This is a genomic window from Methylothermaceae bacteria B42 (genome assembly GCA_001566965.1).
Classification (GTDB): domain Bacteria; phylum Pseudomonadota; class Gammaproteobacteria; order Methylococcales; family Methylothermaceae; genus Methylohalobius.
In genome coordinates, this window is record LSNW01000038.1 from 1 (window position 1) to 20697 (window position 20697).

A 20697-nucleotide genomic window follows, 5' to 3' on the forward strand; every position below is an offset into this window, starting at 1 on the left:
CATGGCGTCAAGCTTACCACCCCATCCCTGCCGCCTAAAGGCGTGGGATTTACGGATCCCCTATCGGGGACTTTAAAGACCGATGTTTTGGTTTGAGTGGGCCGTTTGGAGTTCGGTTGCCATTTGGTGGGGGATTCTGCTGCTTCCTTGGCAGCCTTGGCGCATTCGTGAAGTTTTGGAGCCTGATAGCGAAGAGAAGCCCTTTCAATATTCTCAGTTAACCGTTTTAATCCCCGCCAGAAACGAAGCCGATGTCATCGGATCCACGCTGCAATCCCTGGCGCAACATGCGCCAGGGCTGAGGGTAGTAGTGGTCAATGACAATTCCACCGATGCCACCGATGCCGTTGTATCCCAAGTTGAAGGTTTAGATCTCACTTTGGTCCAGGGAAAACCGCTGCCCAAGGGCTGGAGTGGAAAACTCTGGGCATTGGAGCAGGGGGCGGGGTTGGTGGAAACCCCCAAAATATTACTTTTGGACGCTGATATCCAATTGCATCCTGGGATGTTGGCTGCGTTACTGACAAAAATGGACGGGGAACGGCTGGATTTTGTCTCTATCATGGCCCGTTTGCGAATGGAGGGTTTTTGGGAAAAGCTGTTAATGCCGGCCTTCGTTTATTTCTTTAAATTGCTTTATCCTTTTTCTTTGGCTAATAATGCTGCATTGACCCGGTTTGCGGCGGCCGCGGGAGGGTGCATCCTGCTTAAAACTGAAGTCTTAGGCGCGATTGGCGGTTTTGCATCTCTTAAGAATGCTCTGATAGACGATTGCACCTTGGCGCAACGGGTCAAACGGCAAGGTTATCGAACCTGGATAGGTTTATCCCGCGGCGTTGTCAGCCAGCGCCGATATGAGAGCCTGGAACCTATTTGGCGCATGGTGGCGCGGACCGCTTTTACCCAACTTCGTTATTCAATAGCGCTATTGGGCCTGTGCACACTATTGATGGTAACTGCCTTTGGGATTCCCGTGGCGGCCTTGTTTGTTGAAACGACAGCAGTGCCAGCTATCGCTGCTCTGGGGGCAATGATGTTTTCTTACTGGCCGACGTTGCGATATTACCGGTTATCTTTCGGCTGGGGGCTGGCTTTGCCCGTGATTGGGGCCTTATATCTCATGATGGTGTGGGATTCGGCGGTGAGATTTTGGCAAGGGGAACGGAGCCGCTGGAAAGGCCGAGTTTACGCAAGCTAATACTGTATCAGGCTATGAACGGGTAGCGGGAGAAGTTTTTCCCTGCCATCTAAATCCGTTAATTCAATTACGACGGCCAGCGCTAAAACTTCTGCCCCCATTTTTTCCACTAATGCTTTGCTTGCCTTGGCGGTGCCCCCGGTGGCCAGGAGGTCATCCACCAGCAGTACTTTGTCGCCGGGAGCGAAAGCATCGCTATGGGCTTCCAGGGTATCAGTGCCGTATTCCAGTTCATAAGAAACACTCTGGACGTCATAAGGAAGCTTGCCGGGTTTGCGAAGGGGAATGAAACTCGTCCCTAGTTCCCAGGCAGCCAGGGTGCCAAATATAAATCCCCGGGCTTCCATGCCGGCGACGGCAGAAATCGGCTGGCCTATAAAAGGGTGGATCAAGTGATGAACAGCTAGACGCAAGGCCCCGGCATCTTTTACCAGGGGCGTGATATCCCTAAATAGAATGCCAGGTGATGGGAAATCCGGAATATCTCGGATTTTGGCCTGAAGCGCTGCCTGCCAATCGGATGCCATTATGCAATCACCTGAAATTTTTTCTGCTGACGGATGAATCGCTGGATGTTGTTCTCAATACCGGGAGCATCCAGTTCTGCTTCCGCCAGACATTCTTCACGGCTGCCATGCTCAATATAACGGTCTGGCAGTCCCAAATTGAGTACTGGCAGGAGACAGCGGTGAGCTGCCAGGCATTCATTGACCGCGCTGCCAGCACCGCCCATCACGACATTCTCTTCGACGGTGATAAGAACCTCATGATCGCGGGCCAATTCAAGCACCAGTGCTTCATCCAGCGGTTTGACAAAGCGCATATTGACGACCGTGGCGTCCAGATTTTCTCCCACTTCCAGAGCGGGTGCCACCATGCTGCCAAAGGCGAGAATGGCGATCTGCTTGCCGTGGCGGCGAATTTCTCCCTTGCCGATAGGCAGGGCGGACATTTCCCTCTCCACGGAAGCCCCCATGCCGGTGCCTCGGGGGTATCTGACGGCTACTGGGCCACCGTATTCGACCCCGGTATAGAGCATCTGCCGGCATTCGTTTTCGTCGGCAGGGGCCATTACGACCATGTTGGGAATGCAGCGGAGAAAGCTGAGGTCAAAGCTACCGGCATGGGTGGGACCATCCGGACCCACCAGTCCCGCCCGATCAATGGCGAATAAAACCGGCAAATTCTGGATGGCCACATCGTGAATCAATTGATCATAACCCCGTTGCAGGAAGGTGGAATAAATAGCAACCACTGGTTTAAAACCTTCGCAGGCCATGCCTGCTGCCACGGTGACCGCATGTTGTTCGGCGATGCCGACGTCGAAATAACGCTGCGGGAAGCGCTCGGAAAATGCCACCAGCCCGGACCCTTCCCGCATCGCGGGCGTGATGGCAACCAGCTTGGGTTCCTTTTCCGCCATATCGCACAGCCATTGGCTGAAGATTTGGGTATAGGTAGGTTTTGAGGAGGAGCTTTTGCTGAGATTGTCCTTGCTGGGATCAAAGGGGGATACCCCGTGATAGGCCACGGGATCACGTTCAGCGGGCAAATAACCTTTACCCTTTTTGGTCATAATGTGCAGGAACTGCGGCCCTGACAGCTCCTTGAGATTGGACAGGGTGGTGATTAGGGTTTCCATATCGTGGCCATCAATGGGGCCGATATAGTTAAACCCAAGCTCTTCAAACAGGGTGCCCGGCGCCACCATGCCCTTGACGTGTTCTTCCGCCCTGCGGGCCAGCTCCCAAACCGTGGGAGAGCGTCCCAGAAGCTGTTTGCTTCCCTCTCGCACGGTGGTATAAAGCTTGCTGGATAACACCTTGGCCAGATAATTGGTCATCGCCCCCACATTGGGGGAAATGGACATTTCATTGTCATTGAGGATGACGAGCAAATTGGCATCCAGGGAGCCTGCGTGGTTGAGGGCTTCAAATGCCATGCCGCCCGTTAATCCACCATCTCCGATGATGGCGACAGCGCGTTGGTCCCGATTTTCCAGTTTGGCGGCAATGGCCATGCCCAAAGCGGCGGAAATGGAAGTGCTGGAATGTCCCACGCCGAAACAATCGTATTGACTTTCGGCTCGTTTCGGGAACGGTGTCAATCCACCCTTTTTACGAATGGTGCTGAGCCGGTCCCGGCGCCCGGTAATGATTTTATGGGGATAAGCTTGGTGCCCCACATCCCATACCAACCGGTCATGAGGAGTGTTGAACACATAGTGAAGGGCGATGGTTAGCTCAACGGTTCCCAGTCCTGCGGCCAGGTGTCCCCCTGAACGGCTGACACTCTCCAATAAAAAATGCCGGACTTCTTCCGCCAGGGTTTCCAGTTCCTTTTCATTTAATTGGCGGAGGTCTTCCGGGCCTTCGATACGGCTGAGAAGGGGGTATTTTTTCTGATCAGACATAATTTGAGTCGCAGCAAAAAGATGATTGGCGTGAACGTCACGGAATGTTGTCATTATCCAACGGTGGTGCATCCCTTGCAAGGGTTGTTGATGAACTACTCACCACTTGCCAGTTTGCTTTTCCGGGGGCTGGGAGGAACAACGCCACGGAATGAATGGACGGGTATTTTCTGGGTCTATACCTTAATCCTGATCTTGCTGGGAATGTTCCAGAGCAATACCGATGCCTTCCAAAATGAAGGCTACCAAAATCATGATAAGTCCTGCCCATACTTCGGGTGCCAGGAGCATTAGCAATGCACCCAAAATAATTAGAATAATGCCTATGGTTCGTCTTTGGCGCGTATTTTTCAGCATGGCGTTCGAAGTGACAGAAATGACTAAAAAAGGTTAAGCTGACACCATTGTAGCGCTGTTTTCACCTGTGAATCTAACAATAAGGTGGACTAATATGAAACCCGCAAAAATTGATTTCCATGCCTTAGCGAAAAAAGCGGGGTCCCTTTATACCTTGCCTGATATTTACTATCGGTTGGATGAGCTGATTAAAGAAGGCGATGTGGATTGGCGCAAGATTCGCCAAATCATTCTATTTGATCCGGCGCTGGTTTCGCGAATACTGAGACTGGCTGGCAGCCAACAAGACGGAGCAGAACCTGATAATGCTATCCGCTCGATCACCAGTTTTCTCCATCGCATCGATTTGCGGGAAATGCAGGATTTACTTCTGGCTGCGGTCACCGCCGAGACCTTTCAGCGGATTTCCCCGGATCTTTTGGATATGGAGGATTTTTGGTATCACAGTGTCTATACTGCGCTGATTGCACGCTTTTTGGCCAGGCGTTGCCATCTTTTCCTCCGGGAAAGAATGTTTACCGTGGGTCTTCTCCATGACCTTGGCCTTTTGGTTCTATATCAACAATTTCCGGAGTATGCGGCCGAACTTCGGCTCGAAACGGAAAAAGCGAACCGCAACTTGGATTCGGCCGAGCGACGGCTTTTGGGCTTCTCCCATGGAGAGTTGGGGGCTGCGTTATTCAACCAATGGCGTTTGCCGAAAATTTATCAGGCGGTGTCAAGATACCACCATATTCCCTCTGCGGCTGACAATTTTCCCAAGGAAGTAGCTTTGATTCATCTTGCCGATGTCGCCGCCAGCCGCGTGGAACCAGGGGATAAATTAAAGAATCACGCCATTACGCCCGATCCGTGGGCTTTTCAATTCACCGGGTTGGGCGAGAGTGACTTGCAAGCCGCATTAGAACATGCAAACTTGCAGTTTTTTGGGGTTTTGGAGACCATAACCCCGGGCGGATTGGGAATACATTGAATTCATAAGTTGAGGGGAATGATTATGAGTCAGGATGCACAGCAACCGGAAAATACTAGCGAAGAAACACAAACTTCTGCGGAACAAGCAGAAGTCAAACAAGCGGAAATAGAAAAACTGCAAGCCTCGGTCAAAGAGGCCATGGAAACGGCAGAGGACGTCCGGGAGGAGGTTCGCCGCTTGACCATGGAGGCCTTGGCGGAAGGGAAATTGGACGCCAGCCAGGTCAGGTCGGTGATCCAGGCGGTGATAGAAGGTGCCAGCAGCGGCATGGAGGCCCATGGTCCAAAAGCGAAGGCGGCCCTTGAGGAAGCTGTCAAAGGTTTGGAAGACGGGCTAATCAAGGCTGCGGAAGCGACCAAGTTGGCTTTGGAAGAAGCCACGAGCCGCGCCCAGGATTTTACCGAGCAGGAAGTCAAACAAGCAGTGGATCAATTGATTAACCTGGAGCGTCATTTTGTCGATGTCTTGACAGAGCTTGCGCAAAAGGGCTCCGAACAGGCCCGGGAAACCCTCGAAGATCTAGCCCGCCATGCCCGTAATAGCGGCACGGCAATCGGTGAATACATGGCGGAAGTGATGGAATCCTTGCCTAAGAAATTGCAGGAAGCTGGCGAATGGGGCTTTAAAGCAGGAGTTGCAACGGCACGTAATACCGGTGCGCAATTGGCTGCCATTACCAGTGGTTTTCTTGCAGGTTTGGCGGATGTGTTGGACCGGCAAGCAAAAAAACTAAAACAAGACAAATCCTGACCATTTGATGCTATGGGAAGCCGTCAGCGCCGTTCACGACCTCGGCCGCCTGTATGATCTGACCACGATTCTTCTGCGCTACGGCTTTGCCGGTTTTGTGCGGCGAATGGGGTTGGCCCATGCCTTTGAGCAGGCTGGCCGGGTGTTGCACTGGAAAGGCGTGGAAGAGCTGGTTCAACTGGATACGCCTCAGCGAATACGGCGGGCCCTGGAAGAAATGGGCCCGACATTTATCAAATTGGGCCAGATTTTGGCGACCCGGGTGGATTTGTTCCCACCCGATTGGATTGCTGAATTCGAAAAGCTTCAGGATGAAGTACCCCCGCTTCCTTTCGAGCAAATTCGTCCGCAACTGGAAGAAGATCTCGGCGCGCCGGTGGATACCGTGTTCGCCAAGTTCGAAACCGAAGCTTTGGCGGCGGCTTCTTTGGCTCAGGTCCACCGCGCCCGGCTATTCAGTGGCGAAGAGGTCATCGTCAAGATTCGTCGTCCTGGTGTCGTGGAACTGGTGGAGGCTGATCTCCGCTTGTTGGCGCGGTTAGCCCGGATTGCCGAAAGCGAAGTGAAGGAACTTCGCCGTTACCGCCCTCTGGAGATCATGCATCAGTTCACCGTTTCCTTGCGGCGAGAAATGGACTTTGAAAACGAATGCCGCAACGCCGAGCGCATGGCCCGGAATTTTGCCGGCAACCCCTGGATTGTCATTCCCAAGGTCTATTGGGAGTGGAGTTGCGAACGCCTCAACGTTCAGGAGTATATTGACGGGATTCCAGGGCGCAAGCTGCAACTGGCGGAAGCGGCGGGGCTCAACCGCAAGATACTGGCGCGCCGCGGCGCCGATGCAGTACTCAAGATGATTCTCATCGACGGTTTTTTCCACGCCGATCCCCATCCTGGCAATATTATCTTTTTGCCCGGTAACCGCTTGGCGTTCATCGATTTTGGCATGGTAGGGCGGTTGTCCGAGGCGCGCCGTTATCAGATTGTCGATATGCTGGCGGCGGTGATTGACCGGGATGCGCGCACGGCGGTCAATGTGTTGCTGGATTGGGCCGGGGATGTGCACGTGGATATAGATGCCCTGCTGATTGACGTGGATGTATTCATAGATACTTACCATGGCCTGCCTTTAAAACAATTAAAAATCGCCAATATTCTTACCGATTTGACCAATTTGATGCGCGATTATCATTTGGTGTTGCCTGCAGATTTGGCCTTGCTGTTCAAGGCACTGCTGACATTGGATGGCATGGGTAGGCAAGTAGATCCTGATTTTGATCTCATTCTCGCCGCCACCCCTCACGTGCGCCGCGCCCTGTTTGGCCGATACCGGCCGGATGTTCTGCTTAAACGGGGTTGGCGAACAGCCTCCGATGTCATGGATATTGTCGCCGCCTTGCCCTACGATATGCGGCGGTTGATCAAGGCCATCCGCACGGGCAGTTTGCGCTTCAATGTCGATCTCAATCAGCTCGATTATTTTAGTTGGATTATCGACCGTGCTGCCAGCCGTTTGACGGTGGGGATGGTGACTTCTTCACTAATTATCGGTTCTTCCATTGTCATGACTGTTCCCGGCGGCCCGACTTTATGGGGGTTGCCGATGCTCGGCGTACTGGGGTTTGCCGGGGCAGGCATTGGTGGCGTTTGGTTGTTGATTTCCATTTGGCGTGGCGGGCATCTGCGCCACGGAGAAGAGATGGAAGATTAAGCGCGCTTTGAATTTTCAAAACGCGCTTAATAATGAAATTACCCTATCACATTCACGCCAAACACCGTGGCAGCCAGTATCAAATAACAAATCACGGCTATGCCGGCATGGGCGGCAAGGAGCCCTTTGGGTACTACGCCGGTTTTATGCCTTTTGATCGCGGCCATGACGCCCAAAACAACGATAACGACCACCAGGGCAATGTTGATATAAACTCGGGTGTCACCCGTCAAAGCGGCGCCAATTGCCAACACCGCGCCCAAAACCGCCATGCCTGCGTGGGTCAGGGTGAAAGAACGCTGCGTTGGAATGCCTTTGAATAAATCGATAGCCAAAACCAGGCCCAATGCCGCGGCAATGGTGAATGCTGCCAGAGAAGCGGTTAAAAATACCATCTTATTCACCTCCTTATGGGTTTCGATGATTGTCAGAATCTTGCGAATGCGAGTTTCCGGAAAACAAATCAGTAAACAACACACCAATAATTTTCCCGTCAGGCAATTATATCGAAGCAAAGATTAAGTCAATAGTTTTCTCCCGGCTAAATCCATTGACTTTGTCAGGAAATAAGGTTTAGACTCGAATTGTCAGTCACCCAAGATAGGAGGGACAGCTATGAACAGAGACGAATGTATCAAACTTTGCCTCGAGTGCGCCATCGATTGCGAAATTTGCCTGGATAAGATGTTGGATATCTATATGAAGGGCGAGTCATCATCGTGTTGCGGTTCCGAGCATTCCCATAGCGAATGTCCCCGTTGTTGCCGGGAATGTCTGCAAGTCTGCCTGATGTGCGCCCAGGCGATGGCAAGGGAGAGCCGCTGGTCGAAACAGATTTGCCAACTGTGCGCGGATATCTGCGAGTGGTGCGCAGAGGAATGTGAAAAACACAGCCACGATCATTGTAAAAAGTGCGCGGAAAGCTGCCGCAAGTGCGCCGAGGCTTGCCGGCAAATGGCGGCTTGAAACTTATAGTATTGGCCGATAAAAAAAGGGCAGCCCAGGCTGCCCTTTTTGTTTGGAGCTGTACAGAGGTTATTCTTCTCCCATAAAACCCAGCAAGTGCAGCAGGCTGGTGAAAAGATTATAAATGGCGACGTACAAGGTTACCGTGGCGAGAATGTAATTGGTTTCTCCACCGTGAATAATCTGGCTGGTCTCAAACAAAATCAGCGCTGCCATCAGCACAACAAACATAGCCGAAACCGCCAGGGAAAGCGCGGGCAGGTGAAAGAAAATCGCCGCCAGGCCAGCCAAAAAAGCGACCAGGATTCCGGCAAACAGGAATCCACCCAGAAAGCTAAAATCCTTGCGGGAAATCAAGGCATAGGCGGACATGCCTAAAAAGGTCAGACCCGTGCCGCCCAGGGCGGTCATGACAATCTGGTGGCCGTTGGGAATGAACTTCAGATACATGGTCAAAATGGGCCCCAGAGTCATGCCCATGAATCCGGTGAGCAAAAAGACAAACAACAGGCCCCAGGCGCTGTTGCTGAATTTCTGGGTCAAGAACAACAATCCGAAATAACCCACCAGAGTAATGATTATTCCTGGATGGGGCAGGTTGAGGGCCATGGATAAGCCAGCAGTGAAGGCGCTGAATAGTAAGGTCATGGCCAGCAGGGCATAAGTATTTCTCAGTACCTTGTTGGTTTCCAGGACACGGGTTTGGGGTTGGCGCAAAGCGCGAACTCTATCTACCATCGGGATGATCCCTCCTTATGTGAATTGTGATTGGTGAAACCTAAATTCTGCAAGTGTTTCGGCATTCGGCTGCCAAATCAAGCCTTTATGCTGCGTTGGCTGCACCAATATTATGCTCGAAGTAGCGCTGCTACTCCTGCGCGAAAATTGGCTTGCCGCCTTGCCTAAAGCTTTGCTTGACACCCTCGGTGCTCGAATCACTTGCAAAATTTAGGTGAAATTTTAGCCTAAGGCGCATGATAACTTATGTTACATGCAAACCCAATAAAACTACTTGCTTCTAAGATTCTATGCGGCAAAGACGTTCTAATCATTATAGGCATGTAAACAATAAGCAATTTTTTCCTGCTCTGTGAGATCAGGGCTAAAATTCAGAGTGCTCCGAAAGAATGGATTTTGTCTTTGCCTGAATCTCTTTGAAAACGTAAATCAATTTTAGTTCACCGGCTTAGGGTGACTCGGCCAGGGCTCCGTCATCTATTCAAGCCGGGGCAGGTGGTCTGCTTCGAAAAACGCCGTGAATACTTTCTTGCTACGCAGTCCTGCCCAAACTTCCCTGTTTGGGCGCTTGCCCGGCTGCGAAAGTTCACTGGACTTTTGGTCCGGCTCGCCCCTGTAGGCTCCACGCCGGCCTCCCTGCCGGTGAGGCTTTCGAAGCAGACCACCTGCCCCAGCAATCAATACTCTACGTGTTTAAATGATGTGGCTCTGGGCTCACCGGTTATGGGTTTGCGTTTATTTCCGTAACAAGGGATAATTCTCCTCCTAAGTCATCAGCGATCTTCTTGACTGAAAAATTATGGTGGGCCGCGTCGGTCCCCCCGCAACGATAGGCTGTGAACCCCGCCAGGCCCGGAAGGGAGCAACGGTAACAGCTGATTCGTGTGCCGGGGTGCGGCTGGCGCGATCCACCTCCCTTATCCTTTAAGAGCTTTGAATGAGCTATCAAGCCCTGGCCCGCAAATGGCGGCCGCGCCGGTTCTCTGAAATTACCGGGCAATCCCATGTCGTACGGGCGCTGACCAATGCCCTGACCTTCGAACGCATGCACCATGCCTATTTGTTTACTGGTACCCGTGGCGTGGGCAAGACAACAGTGGCCAGGATTCTCGCCAAAGCCCTCAACTGTGAGCATTTAGAAAACGCGGAACCATGCTGCCAATGTCAGGTTTGCCAGGAAGTCGATGCGGGGCAGTTTGTGGATCTGATCGAGGTGGATGCCGCTTCCCGCACCAAAGTAGAAGATACCCGCGAACTGCTGGAAAACGCCCAATACGCCCCCAGCCGCGGCCAATATAAAATTTACCTGATTGACGAAGTCCACATGCTCTCTGGTCACAGCTTCAACGCTTTGCTCAAGACCTTGGAAGAGCCGCCGCCCCACGTCAAATTTTTACTCGCCACCACCGATCCGCAAAAAATTCCGGTGACGGTGCTGTCGCGCTGCCTGCAGTTTAATTTGAAAAAATTGCTGCCCGATCAGATAGAAGCCCGCTTGGCTTTTATTCTGAAAGCGGAAAGCATTCCATTTGAAGCCGAGGCCCTACAAGTACTGGCCCGAGCCGCCGATGGCAGCCTTCGCGATGCTTTGAGCCTGCTGGACCAGGCCATTGTTTTTGGTGGTGGCCAAGTCAACACGGCGGAGGTGGAAGCCATGTTGGGCGGAGTGGCGCGCCGTTCTTTGAAGGGTTTGGTGGAATCGTTGGCGGCGGGGGACGCTCAACAAGTGATGAATGAAGTCGAGGGATTGGCTGCCAATGCCCCGGATTTTACGGAGGTCCTCAAAGAACTCCTCGATCTTCTCTATCGCATTGCGCTGGCGCAGCAACTGCCGGAAACCGTACATCGGGACGACGACGGGGAATGGCTTATGAGGCAAGCTCAGGCAACGTCTCCCGAGGATGTTCAGCTCTATTATCAGATTGGATTGATTGGCCAAAAAGACTTGCCCTGGGCGCCGGATCCAAGGGTAGGGCTGGAGATGGTGCTGCTCAGAATGCTGGCGTTCCGTCCAGTGGCATCAGAAAGAGAAGTCCCGCCAGTGGAATCACCACGGCAGGTTTCCCCGGCACCCAATGCCGCTGTTGAGACTCGGGTATCCAAGGACGCAATCCCAGCGGCAACGGAAACCGATTGGCCGAAATTGGTCAATCAGTTGTCATTATCGCCAGGCGCCAAGGAACTGGCCCACTATTGCACGGTGGAAACCCAAACCGATGAGCGTTGGGTATTGCTGCTCAATCCCCAGCACGATCACGTGTTGACCGAGCGCCGCCAGTCAGGACTGGAAAAAGCCCTGCGGGCCAAGTTGGGTAAGCCAGTAAAATTGCAAATCAAGTTGGCTGAAAGCAGCCAGGAAACCCCGGCGGTATTGCGCGAACGCCAGCATCAGGAAAAGATCGAGGCCGCCGAGCAGGCGATCGCCGAGGATGAAACAGTACGGGCATTAATGGAAACTTTTGACGCCAAAATCGTCCCAGGTTCCACGAAACCGGTAGAATAATCGTGATAGAAATTGGATTGCCGAGGAAATTATGATGAAAAACCCACTGGGAGCCTTGATGCAACAGGCTCAGGAAATGCAGGAGAAATTCCAGAAAGCCCAGGAAGAACTGGCCAGGGCGGAAGTCCAGGGCGAAGCAGGCGGCGGGCTGGTAAAAGTGGTCATGAATGGCAAGCGCGAAGTGCTTCGGCTATCCATTGATGACAGCCTGTTCAAGGAGGAGGACAAGGAAATTTTGGAAGATCTCGTAGCCGCGGCGGTCAACGATGCTGTGCATAAAGTCGCCCAACTCAAGCAGGAAAAGATGTCCGAACTGACCGGAGGCATTCAACTCCCCGGCGGCATGAATCTGCCTTTCTGATATTGCCGTGGAACAGGGCGATTGTCTCCAGCGCTTGATGCAGGCGCTGTGCTGTCTGCCGGGCGTGGGCCCGAAATCGGCCCAGCGCATGGCGTTTCACCTGCTTCAGCACGACCGGCAGGGCGCCGGCCAGTTGGTTCAATCTCTCTCCGAAGCGCTGGAAAATATCCGCCGCTGCAATCTTTGCCGAACCTTGACCGAGCGGGAAATCTGCGCCATCTGCAGTAATCCGGCCCGGGACCGCCAGCAATTGTGCGTCGTGGAAACCCCGGCTGATGTGTTGGCCATCAACCAGGCGACTGTCTTCAATGGCCTTTTCTTCGTTCTCCATGGACACTTGTCCCCCCTCGATGGCGTTGGTCCCCAAGATCTCGGGCTGGACAAGCTGGCCCGGCGCCTCGGGAAGGGAGAGATAAAAGAACTCATTCTCGCCACCAACTCCACCGTGGAAGGCGAAGCCACCGCCCACTACATCTCCGAACTGGCCCGCAATAGCGGAGTCTCCGTCAGCCGCATCGCCCACGGCGTGCCTGTGGGAGGTGAGTTGGAATATCTGGACGCCAATACCTTGGCCTATGCCTTCAACGGCCGTCGGGCGATATAAGCATTGTGTGTTCTTAGCTGCCGCGATGCAGGCATTTATTGATGGGGAAGACGGCAATATCCGTCGCCCTTAGGCAACCGATCTTTTTTGCTTGACATCCCCCCCCCCCCATGTGATCCATAATCCAACTTGCGGAATGTAATTCATTTCTGATAGCAAGGAGGGGAATTATGGTAATTCAACGCATTTCAGTTATAGCCGCACTTTTCACCTTGGTGTTTGCAAATACTGGTTTTAGCGAAGAAGCGACGCGGGCCAAAGACTATGCTTATTTTAAAGACACTACGATTTGGCCTTCGTTGGATATCAATGTTTGTTGGGAAAGGCAAACAGATCCAAAATGGAATAACACCAAAGAAAACCGGGAGCTTGTCCGCAAGGCAATTAAACGAACCTGGGAAAAGGCATCATTAGTGCGATTTGTGGGATGGGGATGGTGCCCGGCAGGTTACTTTTATGGGGTGAGAATCAGCATGGGTGGAGCCGACGTTGCCCCAAATAGTTATGGACTTGGTGTAGAACTATTGAGATTTCATCCAATAAAAAATAAACGGGGAGTATATCTGGATTTTAACTTGAACAAAAGACCTTATTTTGGGTGGTTTGGGACACCTTTGAAGGATAAGTGTTTGGAAAATGGATTTAATCTGAAAGAATGCATAGAGTTTACTGCAGTCCATGAGTTTGGACATGTATTAGGGCTTTCTCATGAACATAATAGACCGGATGATCCTCTTTTTGATCCAATCAGTTTATGCCATACGGATGATGCTGAACGTCTCAATGTATATGGTAACACACTTTTTACTGAATATGATCCTGATTCCATCATGAATTATTGTAGGCAGAAGTATTTTGGAGACAGTACTTTAAGCAAAATGGATGAATTTGCTGTAAAAGTATATTATGGAAATATTCCTGAATTTAATGCAAATACAAATTATTTAGACATCCCACGAGTTGAAGTTGGAAATGTAGGGTTTTTCGCCTTGCTGAAGCATGAAGGGGGTGGAGTATTTAGCTTGCTGCGGGCAGGTAGAACCACTGAAACGTCTAGTGTAATAACCAAATATAATTATCCAGTGCTGATTCTACCAATGGTGAAGTTCGTTGCAAATGGCAAGGTAACGGCAGTCTATAAAGCAAGACTACGCCGTAGAAGTGACGGGAGGTTTAAAATTGAAGGGTTTGACCCCAAAAGAGTGCATCCTTGTACAAAGTATCCAGAAGTTAATACTGCTAATTGTTATGAGTGATATATCAGGCGCATGAACAATTCATTTACAATAATTGGAATTTTAAATAAAGTGCAACATGTGGCTTCGTAACTTATCAGTGTTTTGATTAAGGTTTTTTAAGGTTGATAAAATATCCAACTACAAGAGTAATCTATCCCTTGGTTTTTCCGAGGGATAGATTGCTGATTAAGCGATAAATGGAATAAAAAATGACCAATCTATCTAAGTTTGATTGTTGGTTTTTACTATTAATATTCACGATTTCTTTGATTTTAGCTGTGGTATGGGGATTCCCTGAGAAGAGTTTAGGGTATGGATTTGATTTAAGGGCGGGAGGGATAAGAAGTATAGTGGGGTTTATTGTATATTTCATTATCTTAAGCTCCTTTACTTCTATAATATTTGTATTGGAGAAAAGATTTGTAGACCGTGTCTTTTTCAGGAAGTATTTGATTTATTGGCTGATTGCCACCCCTATGGCATTATTATTGGGTCGTTGGCTTATCTCTGGCGGTCCTGTATTTCCCTTTAAAAATATATATTTTGTTATTCTAATTGTGGTTTTGTCAGTATTTTTTATATCGATTATTATGCTTCTGCCGTTAATCCAAAGATATAATATTTTGGGTAGAATTGGAAAATGGATGAAGCATTAAGTAGGTAGGGCATGGTTGATGCGTTTAAAAATAGACTCTTTGAGAGCAGATTTGTAATAAAATATGTTATTCCATGTTTTATTGGACAGGCCAAATTTATTTCTGAATATTATTGTGGTTTTGGCAATTTTGTTGTCAATGTGCTGTGAAATACCAAGATTGGATCTTTTTGATACACCTATAGGCAGCGTCAAGGATATTAATAAGAATCTTAGAGCGTTTTTATCTTTTGTGGTTTATTTTGTTGTGCTTAGTGTGTTTATGATTATACCATTTTATGCAAATAATAAATTCAAAAATAAGCTCTTTTTTAGAGTCTATTGTGTTTATTGGTTTATTGCCGCGCCTTTAGCATTTTCATGCCTTATGGCTCTACTGTCTCCAACTGGCAAGGGTGATATTTCAGCCAATATTACATGGGGTGAAATCAAGGATCTAATTATGATTTTTTTGTGGTCAATGGCCTTGTTTTGCTGGATTCCATTATTGCCAGCTATAGTTCAGAGGTATAATTTGCTTTCCTTTTTAAAAGGAAATGTGAGGTAGCTGAAGTTAGGTGTGCTGCTTTTTTTTTATTTTATTTTTTGATGTTATTTCCGGCAGCTATTCAGTACGCTTATTTTTGAATACTATCAAGTGGCTAGGATATTTTCGGCAGCTTTTCCCTGAGTTTCAAATAACGCCTGTACCGGCCTTGATCTATTTTCCCTTGTAGCACGGCTTTACGAACGGCGCAGCCTTGGTCGTTGACATGGCGGCAGTCGTTGAAGCGGCAGTGGGGGATGTGGGGGCGGAATTCCTTGTAGCCATGCGCCAGTTGTTTCTCGTCGATGTCCGCCAAGCCAAATACTGCTACGCCTGGGGTGTCAATCAAGTCACCGCCTTCGGGTAAATGGAACAGCATGGCGGTGGTGGTTGTGTGGCGGCCCCGGTGTGTTCCCTTGGATAGTTCGCCTACACGGATTTCTTTGTCGGGAACCAGCCAGTGCAGCAATGAGGATTTGCCTACTCCGGATTGTCCGGCGAGCATGGAGGTTTTGCAGCGCATTGAAGACTTGAGCTTCTCCATGCCTTCGCCGGTTTTGGCGCTCAGGTAATGGAATGGATATAGTTCCAGATAAGACTTGAGTTCTTTTTCCAGGGACTTTCGGTCATCTGTCAAATCAATTTTGTTGAAAAGAATGATGGGCGTGATGCCGCGGTTTTCACAAACCACCAGATATTGGTCGACCAATAAAAGGTCATATAGGGGTTGCGGCGCGATGACAATAAAAACTTGGTCGATATTGGCGGCGGTGGGTCTGAGTTTTCCTCCCCGGGCAGGACGGACCAGGAGGGTTTTGCGGGGAAGAATCTCGACAATGCGGCCGTGCCGGGCATCGGTTTGTTCCCAGCGCACCCAGTCTCCAACGCAGGGTTGATCCAGGCGCCGCAGGGCATTGCACAAGAAAATTTGCCCGGTTTCCTCTTCCACCGCCCAGTTTTTGCCAAAATGGGCGATGACCCGGCCTGTGCGAACTTCGCCCATCAATTCAATGACCGCGGCAGAAAAGCATCACTTTTCCGGCGCGAATCAAGATTAACCATCAGGCGCTCTGCTGAACCTGCTTTAAATGTTCAATCCGAATGGCCGCCGGGGGGTGGCTGTAGTGAAAGGCGGAATAAAGCGGGTCTGGCGTCAAGGTGGCGGCATTGTCCCGGTAAAGTTTGACCAGCGCCCGGGTCAGGGCATTGGCGTCACACATGGAAGCGGCGAATTCATCGGCTTCGAATTCGTATTTGCGTTGAATGGCCGCCATGAGGGGCTGCAAAAACGTGCTGAAAACCGGCATGGCGAGCATGAATAACAATAACGCGGTAGCGTTGGAGGGACGGGATACGCCGAGTCCTTCGTAAAACCACGGTTGTTGAGCCAGCCAGCCGAGGAGGGCAAAACCGATCAGGCTCAGAACCGCGCTGGTTATCAGCATTTTGATGACATGCTTGCGCTTGTAATGACCCAGTTCATGGGCTAGAACGGCTTCCAGTTCCTCAGGCTCCAGCGCTTCCACCAAAGTATCGAAAAAAACGATGCGTTTGTTGTTACCAAGTCCAGTGAAATAAGCATTCCCGTGACCGGAGCGGCGGGAACCGTCCATGACAAAAATGCCTTTACTGTGAAAGCCGCAGCGTTCCAAAAGTCGTTGAATGCGGTCCTTCAGATTTTGATCGTCGAGAGGATCGAATTTATTGAATAATGGCGCAATCAAAGTGGGATAGGCCCAGCTCATGAGGAGTGAAAATGCCATCAAGATCGCCCAGGCCAGCAGCCACCAGAGATTACCGGTACTCTCCATTACCCACAGCACCAAGGCCAGCAGTGGGGCACCGATGGCCAGGCTAAGAGCAGTTTGCAGGGCCAGGTCCTTGATGAATTGGGCAGGCGTGGTGCGGTTGAAACCGAAACGTTCTTCAATGACAAACGTCTGATAAATTTGTAGCGGCAATTCAAACAGCGCCATCAGAAAAAAAACCGAGAGAATCAAGGCAACACCATGGGCGATGGGGCCTAAATCAAAGCGTGACCAAAATTGGTCTATCGCATCGATACCACCCCCGAGCGTAAATAAAAGTAATAGCGCGGTGCTGAGAATTCGATTAACGTCGATGATTTTTAGCTTGGCAAGGGTGTAGTCGGCTGCTTTTTGATGGGCTTCCAGCGTGATGGTGTCTTGAAAAGGTTCGGGGACCTGGCCCTGGTGGGCGAGGACGTGATCGCGGTGACGGCGCGCCAACCAGAATTCAATGGCAAAGGAAGCCGTTAAAGCCAATAAGAAAAAGACGGTAAAGGTATTCATTATTTCTTGCTGCACCATGGTAAATAATCCGTACAGCTTAGCCTTTGCTAGAATGCCTGACAAGGGGAGTAAAAAATACCGGCGGGAAAGGAGGCGTTGCGTATTTTATTTTTTCAGTAAGCGGCAGATGTTGTTATTAACCGGAATATCTTAAGGAAAAACGATGGCCCAAAACAAAGACAATTTGATCTGGATTGATCTGGAAATGACCGGATTGGACCCGGATCGTGACCGAATTATCGAAATTGCAACGGTGGTGACCGACAAAGACCTGAATGTCCTGGCCACGGGACCGGTGTTGGCGATTCGCCAGCCAGAGGAAGCACTCGCCGCCATGGATGATTGGAATCGTAAACACCACAGCGAATCGGGTTTGTTGGACCGCATCCGCAAAAGCGGCGTTGATATCAAAGAGGCGCAACAACGCACCCTGACCTTTTTGCAGGCCTGGGTGCCCGCTGGGGAATCCCCCATGTGCGGCAACAGTATTTGCCAGGACCGGCGTTTTCTTTATCGCGGCATGCCGGAATTGGAAGCTTATTTCCACTATCGCAATCTGGATGTGTCCACCCTAAAAGAACTGGCGGATCGTTGGGCACCGCAATTAAAGGAGGGCTTCAAAAAGAAAAATGCCCACGAGGCATTGGCGGATATTTTGGAGTCCATCGAGGAATTGAAGTATTACCGCGAACACTTCATTCGGTATTGATTCAAGTCTGAACCCCTCGCTTTGGGTATCGTCTGAATAAAGACCCACCTCTTTCAAAGTGGTATAATTCCAAAAATTTGCCGGCGATTGCCGCCGTGTGTGTTGATTCCTTGATGGAACTTAAGTTTTTATGTCTGAATTCGCCAAAGAAATTATCCCCGTCAATCTCGAAGACGAAATGAAGCAATCCTACCTCGATTACGCCATGAGCGTGATTGTGGGCAGGGCATTACCCGATGTGCGCGACGGCCTCAAGCCGGTGCACCGGCGCGTGCTGTTTTCCATGCATGAGCTGGGCAATGACTGGAACCGGCCCTATAAAAAGTCGGCCCGGGTTGTCGGGGATGTTATCGGTAAATATCATCCTCATGGCGATACCGCGGTCTATGACACCATTGTCCGCATGGCTCAGCCGTTTTCCATGCGTTATGTGTTGATTGACGGGCAGGGTAACTTTGGCTCGGTGGATGGCGATCCCCCGGCGGCGATGCGTTATACCGAAATCCGCATGTCCCGGATTGCCCATGAACTGCTGGCCGATCTGGAGAAAGAGACCGTCGATTTTATCCCTAACTACGACGAATCCGAACACGAACCCGTGGTTTTGCCGGCCAAGGTGCCCAATCTGCTGGTTAACGGTTCGGCGGGGATTGCGGTGGGGATGGCCACGAATATTCCGCCGCATAATTTGACCGAAGTCATTAATGGCGTGCTGGCGTTGATTGATGATCCGTCAATTACCATTGATGGCCTGATGCGGCACATTCCCGGCCCGGATTTTCCCACCGGCGCGATTATCAATGGCGCCAAGGGGATTCGCCAGGCCTATGAAACGGGGCGGGGGCGGATTTATCTGCGTGCCTGTTCCCATGTGGAAACCAGCAAGGACAGCGGCCGCCAAAGTATTGTCGTGACCGAGCTGCCCTACCAGGTCAACAAGGCCCGCCTGATTGAAAAAATCGCCGCCTTGGTAAAGGATGGCAAGCTGGAAGGCATCTCCGCCCTGCGCGACGAGTCCGACAAGGATGGCATGCGCATGGTGATTGAATTGCGCCGCGGGGAACAGCCGGATGTGGTGCTGAACAATCTCTATCAGCATACCCAGCTGCAAAACGTATTCGGCATCAACATGGTGGCGCTGGTGGACGGCCGGCCCGGGTGCCTGAATCTCAAGGAAATCCTGGAAGCCTTCGTTGATCACCGGCGAGAAGTCGTTACCCGCCGCACCCTATTTGAATTGCGCAAGGCCCGCGAAAGGGTTCACGTATTGGAAGGCTTGGCTGTCGCTTTGGCCAATATCGACGAAATTATCGAGCTGATCAAATCCTCTCCCAGCCCCAAGGAAGCGAAAGAGGGCTTGCTGTCGCGGGTATGGCGGCCTGGGGTGGTGGAATCCTACCTCCAGCGGGCCGATGCCGCCCGCACCCGGCCGGAAGATCTGGAAGAAGGATACGGGCTTGGGGACGATGGCTACCGTCTGTCGCCGGTTCAGGCACAAGCGATTCTGGATCTGCGTCTGCACCGCCTCACCGGCCTGGAGCAGGACAAAATTATCGAGGAATACCAGAATCTTCTGGAAAAAATCGACGAATTGCTGGCGATTTTAGGCAGTGACGCCAGGTTGCTGGAAGTCATCCGCGAAGAGCTGATTGCCATTCGCGATCAATTTGGCGACGAGCGCCGCACCGAAATCCTAGAGGACCAATTGAGTTTGTCGGTGGAAGACTTGATTACCGAAGAGGATGTGGTGGTGACTTTGACCCACGCTGGCTATGCCAAGGCCCAACCGCTATCGGTCTATCAGGCCCAGCGCCGGGGCGGTCGGGGGAAAGCGGCGGCGGCCACCAAGGAAGAGGATTTCGTCGAAAAACTTTTGATCGCCAATACCCACGATACCCTGTTGTGTTTCTCTAGTTTGGGTAAGGTTTACGGCCTCAAGGTTTATGAATTGCCGATAGCGAGCCGGACATCGAGAGGCAAGCCCATTGTCAATTTGCTACCGCTGGAAGCCAATGAAAGGATTAACGCGGTCCTCCCGGTTAAGGATTTCAGCGCCGGGGGATTTATCTTTATGGCGACTGCCGCGGGCGTGGTCAAGAAAACCCCGCTCAAGGAATTCGAAAACCTGCGCAGCAACGGCAAGATCGCCATTGATTTGAAGCCCAAAGACAAGCTGGTGAAAGCTACCCTCACCGATGGACAGCAGAATGTAATGCTGTTTTCCAGCGGCGGCAAGGCGATTTGCTTTAACGAATCGGAAGTCCGGTCCATGGGCCGCACCGCCGGCGGCGTCCGGGGGATGAAGCTGCCTGAGGGGGACAAAGTGATCGCTCTGATCATTGGCACCGAAGGCACGGTATTGACCGTCACCGAGAATGGCTATGGCAAACGTACTCAACTGGATGAATTCCCCCGCCACCGGCGCGGTGGTCAGGGTGTGATTGCCATTCAGACCTCAGAGCGTAACGGTGCCCTGGTGGCGGCGGTACTGGTCCAGGACGACGATGAAATTATGCTGATTACCACCGGCGGCACATTGGTCCGCACCCGGGTCAGCGAAATTCCGGTATTGGGCAGGAATACCCAGGGTGTGCGGATTATCCGCTTGAGTGGTGGTGAAAAGCTGGTGGGCGTTGACCGGATCGAAAGCCTGCCGGAAGAAGAGTAATCGCCTGGGAAA

At 51.2% G+C, this 20697-nt stretch carries 18 protein-coding genes and 1 other RNA gene; 13 read left to right on the forward strand and 6 right to left on the reverse strand.

Going from position 1 to position 20697, the window contains the following annotated elements; translation table 11 throughout:
- Positions 1-82: 82 nt before the first annotated feature.
- Positions 83-1198: a glycosyl transferase gene (locus tag AXA67_01765; protein ID KXJ39410.1), complete on the forward strand. Its 1116-nt coding sequence runs from the start codon at positions 83-85 to the stop codon at positions 1196-1198.
- On the opposite strand, the gene AXA67_01770 is transcribed toward AXA67_01765, so the two are convergent.
- Together AXA67_01770 and AXA67_01775 are read right to left on the reverse strand one after the other, a co-directional pair.
- Entirely contained in the window at positions 1195-1725 is a 531-nt protein-coding gene (locus AXA67_01770; protein ID KXJ39411.1) for an adenine phosphoribosyltransferase, read from the reverse strand. The genes AXA67_01765 and AXA67_01770 overlap by 4 nt on opposite strands.
- Positions 1725-3611: a 1-deoxy-D-xylulose-5-phosphate synthase gene (locus AXA67_01775; GenBank protein ID KXJ39412.1), complete on the reverse strand. Its 1887-nt coding sequence runs from the start codon at positions 3609-3611 to the stop codon at positions 1725-1727. Before AXA67_01775 ends, AXA67_01770 begins: the two co-directional genes overlap by 1 nt.
- A 451-nt stretch (positions 3612-4062) precedes the next feature.
- On the opposite strand from AXA67_01775, the gene AXA67_01780 reads away from it, so the two are divergent.
- The 3 genes from AXA67_01780 to AXA67_01790 are packed head-to-tail and all read left to right on the forward strand — an operon-like array spanning position 4063 to position 7405.
- On the forward strand, positions 4063-4941 hold the full coding sequence (locus tag AXA67_01780) for a hypothetical protein (protein KXJ39413.1): 879 nt from the start codon (positions 4063-4065) through the stop codon (positions 4939-4941).
- A gap of 24 nt (positions 4942-4965) precedes the next feature.
- A complete protein-coding gene (locus tag AXA67_01785; GenBank protein KXJ39414.1) occupies positions 4966-5694 on the forward strand; it encodes a hypothetical protein in 729 nt (242 codons plus the stop codon).
- Between the two features lie 7 nt (positions 5695-5701).
- Positions 5702-7405, forward strand: coding sequence for a ubiquinone biosynthesis protein UbiB (locus AXA67_01790; protein KXJ39415.1), 1704 nt, complete (start codon positions 5702-5704; stop codon positions 7403-7405).
- A 38-nt stretch (positions 7406-7443) separates the two neighbouring features.
- On the opposite strand, the gene AXA67_01795 is transcribed toward AXA67_01790, so the two are convergent.
- Together AXA67_01795 and AXA67_01800 are read right to left on the reverse strand one after the other, a co-directional pair.
- Complete coding sequence (locus AXA67_01795; protein ID KXJ39416.1) at positions 7444-7884, reverse strand: hypothetical protein; 441 nt, start codon at positions 7882-7884, stop codon at positions 7444-7446.
- A 556-nt stretch (positions 7885-8440) separates the two neighbouring features.
- A complete protein-coding gene (locus AXA67_01800) occupies positions 8441-9109 on the reverse strand; it encodes a hypothetical protein (GenBank protein KXJ39417.1) in 669 nt (222 codons plus the stop codon).
- Between the two features lie 810 nt (positions 9110-9919).
- Between AXA67_01800 and ffs the strand changes: the two genes are divergently transcribed.
- The 7 genes from ffs (at position 9920) to AXA67_01835 (ending at position 15017) form a co-directional block, all read left to right on the forward strand.
- Positions 9920-10016, forward strand: an RNA gene (gene ffs / locus AXA67_01805) — signal recognition particle sRNA small type.
- A gap of 30 nt (positions 10017-10046) precedes the next feature.
- Positions 10047-11612 (forward strand): DNA polymerase III subunit gamma/tau, encoded by a 1566-nt coding sequence (locus AXA67_01810; protein ID KXJ39418.1) that lies wholly within the window; start codon positions 10047-10049, stop codon positions 11610-11612.
- Positions 11613-11643: 31 nt separating this feature from the next.
- Positions 11644-11973 (forward strand): nucleoid-associated protein, encoded by a 330-nt coding sequence (locus tag AXA67_01815; GenBank protein ID KXJ39419.1) that lies wholly within the window; start codon positions 11644-11646, stop codon positions 11971-11973.
- A 37-nt stretch (positions 11974-12010) separates the two neighbouring features.
- Positions 12011-12577, forward strand: a complete 567-nt coding sequence (gene recR, locus AXA67_01820; protein ID KXJ39420.1) for a recombination protein RecR — start codon at positions 12011-12013, stop codon at positions 12575-12577.
- Between the two features lie 170 nt (positions 12578-12747).
- Positions 12748-13833, forward strand: coding sequence for a hypothetical protein (locus AXA67_01825; protein KXJ39421.1), 1086 nt, complete (start codon positions 12748-12750; stop codon positions 13831-13833).
- 191 nt (positions 13834-14024) lie between these two features.
- The gene (locus AXA67_01830; GenBank protein KXJ39422.1) at positions 14025-14471 is read left to right on the forward strand and encodes a hypothetical protein; all 447 of its coding nucleotides are present in this window, start codon (positions 14025-14027) and stop codon (positions 14469-14471) included.
- Between the two features lie 63 nt (positions 14472-14534).
- Positions 14535-15017: a hypothetical protein gene (locus AXA67_01835; GenBank protein ID KXJ39423.1), complete on the forward strand. Its 483-nt coding sequence runs from the start codon at positions 14535-14537 to the stop codon at positions 15015-15017.
- Between the two features lie 94 nt (positions 15018-15111).
- On the opposite strand, the gene AXA67_01840 is transcribed toward AXA67_01835, so the two are convergent.
- Positions 15112-15999 (reverse strand): ribosome biogenesis GTPase RsgA, encoded by an 888-nt coding sequence (locus AXA67_01840; protein ID KXJ39424.1) that lies wholly within the window; start codon positions 15997-15999, stop codon positions 15112-15114.
- Positions 16000-16057: 58 nt separating this feature from the next.
- A complete protein-coding gene (locus AXA67_01845; GenBank protein KXJ39463.1) occupies positions 16058-17308 on the reverse strand; it encodes a peptidase M48 in 1251 nt (416 codons plus the stop codon).
- A 163-nt stretch (positions 17309-17471) separates the two neighbouring features.
- Here AXA67_01845 and AXA67_01850 point away from each other — a divergent pair, with 163 nt between their 5' ends.
- Both AXA67_01850 and AXA67_01855 read left to right on the forward strand, forming a co-directional pair.
- Positions 17472-18017: an oligoribonuclease gene (locus AXA67_01850; protein ID KXJ39425.1), complete on the forward strand. Its 546-nt coding sequence runs from the start codon at positions 17472-17474 to the stop codon at positions 18015-18017.
- 130 nt (positions 18018-18147) lie between these two features.
- Complete coding sequence (locus tag AXA67_01855) at positions 18148-20685, forward strand: DNA gyrase subunit A (protein KXJ39426.1); 2538 nt, start codon at positions 18148-18150, stop codon at positions 20683-20685.
- Positions 20686-20697 lie beyond the last annotated feature (12 nt).

What these genes read in the sequence shown, in the direction of transcription:
- AXA67_01850 (KXJ39425.1), top strand. Translation starts at nt 17,472, where the DNA reads ATGGCCCAAAACAAAGACAATTTGATCTGGATTGATCTGGAAATGACC.
- AXA67_01840 (KXJ39424.1), bottom strand. Translation starts at nt 15,999, where the DNA reads ATGGGCGAAGTTCGCACAGGCCGGGTCATCGCCCATTTTGGCAAAAAC.
- AXA67_01770 (KXJ39411.1), bottom strand. Translation starts at nt 1,725, where the DNA reads ATGGCATCCGATTGGCAGGCAGCGCTTCAGGCCAAAATCCGAGATATT.
- AXA67_01775 (KXJ39412.1), bottom strand. Translation starts at nt 3,611, where the DNA reads ATGTCTGATCAGAAAAAATACCCCCTTCTCAGCCGTATCGAAGGCCCG.
- AXA67_01785 (KXJ39414.1), top strand. Translation starts at nt 4,966, where the DNA reads ATGAGTCAGGATGCACAGCAACCGGAAAATACTAGCGAAGAAACACAA.
- AXA67_01830 (KXJ39422.1), top strand. Translation starts at nt 14,025, where the DNA reads ATGACCAATCTATCTAAGTTTGATTGTTGGTTTTTACTATTAATATTC.
- AXA67_01835 (KXJ39423.1), top strand. Translation starts at nt 14,535, where the DNA reads ATGTTATTCCATGTTTTATTGGACAGGCCAAATTTATTTCTGAATATT.
- AXA67_01815 (KXJ39419.1), top strand. Translation starts at nt 11,644, where the DNA reads ATGATGAAAAACCCACTGGGAGCCTTGATGCAACAGGCTCAGGAAATG.
- recR (KXJ39420.1), top strand. Translation starts at nt 12,011, where the DNA reads ATGCAGGCGCTGTGCTGTCTGCCGGGCGTGGGCCCGAAATCGGCCCAG.
- AXA67_01790 (KXJ39415.1), top strand. Translation starts at nt 5,702, where the DNA reads ATGCTATGGGAAGCCGTCAGCGCCGTTCACGACCTCGGCCGCCTGTAT.
- AXA67_01800 (KXJ39417.1), bottom strand. Translation starts at nt 9,109, where the DNA reads ATGGTAGATAGAGTTCGCGCTTTGCGCCAACCCCAAACCCGTGTCCTG.
- AXA67_01855 (KXJ39426.1), top strand. Translation starts at nt 18,148, where the DNA reads ATGTCTGAATTCGCCAAAGAAATTATCCCCGTCAATCTCGAAGACGAA.
- AXA67_01825 (KXJ39421.1), top strand. Translation starts at nt 12,748, where the DNA reads ATGGTAATTCAACGCATTTCAGTTATAGCCGCACTTTTCACCTTGGTG.
- AXA67_01845 (KXJ39463.1), bottom strand. Translation starts at nt 17,308, where the DNA reads ATGAATACCTTTACCGTCTTTTTCTTATTGGCTTTAACGGCTTCCTTT.
- AXA67_01765 (KXJ39410.1), top strand. Translation starts at nt 83, where the DNA reads ATGTTTTGGTTTGAGTGGGCCGTTTGGAGTTCGGTTGCCATTTGGTGG.
- AXA67_01780 (KXJ39413.1), top strand. Translation starts at nt 4,063, where the DNA reads ATGAAACCCGCAAAAATTGATTTCCATGCCTTAGCGAAAAAAGCGGGG.
- AXA67_01810 (KXJ39418.1), top strand. Translation starts at nt 10,047, where the DNA reads ATGAGCTATCAAGCCCTGGCCCGCAAATGGCGGCCGCGCCGGTTCTCT.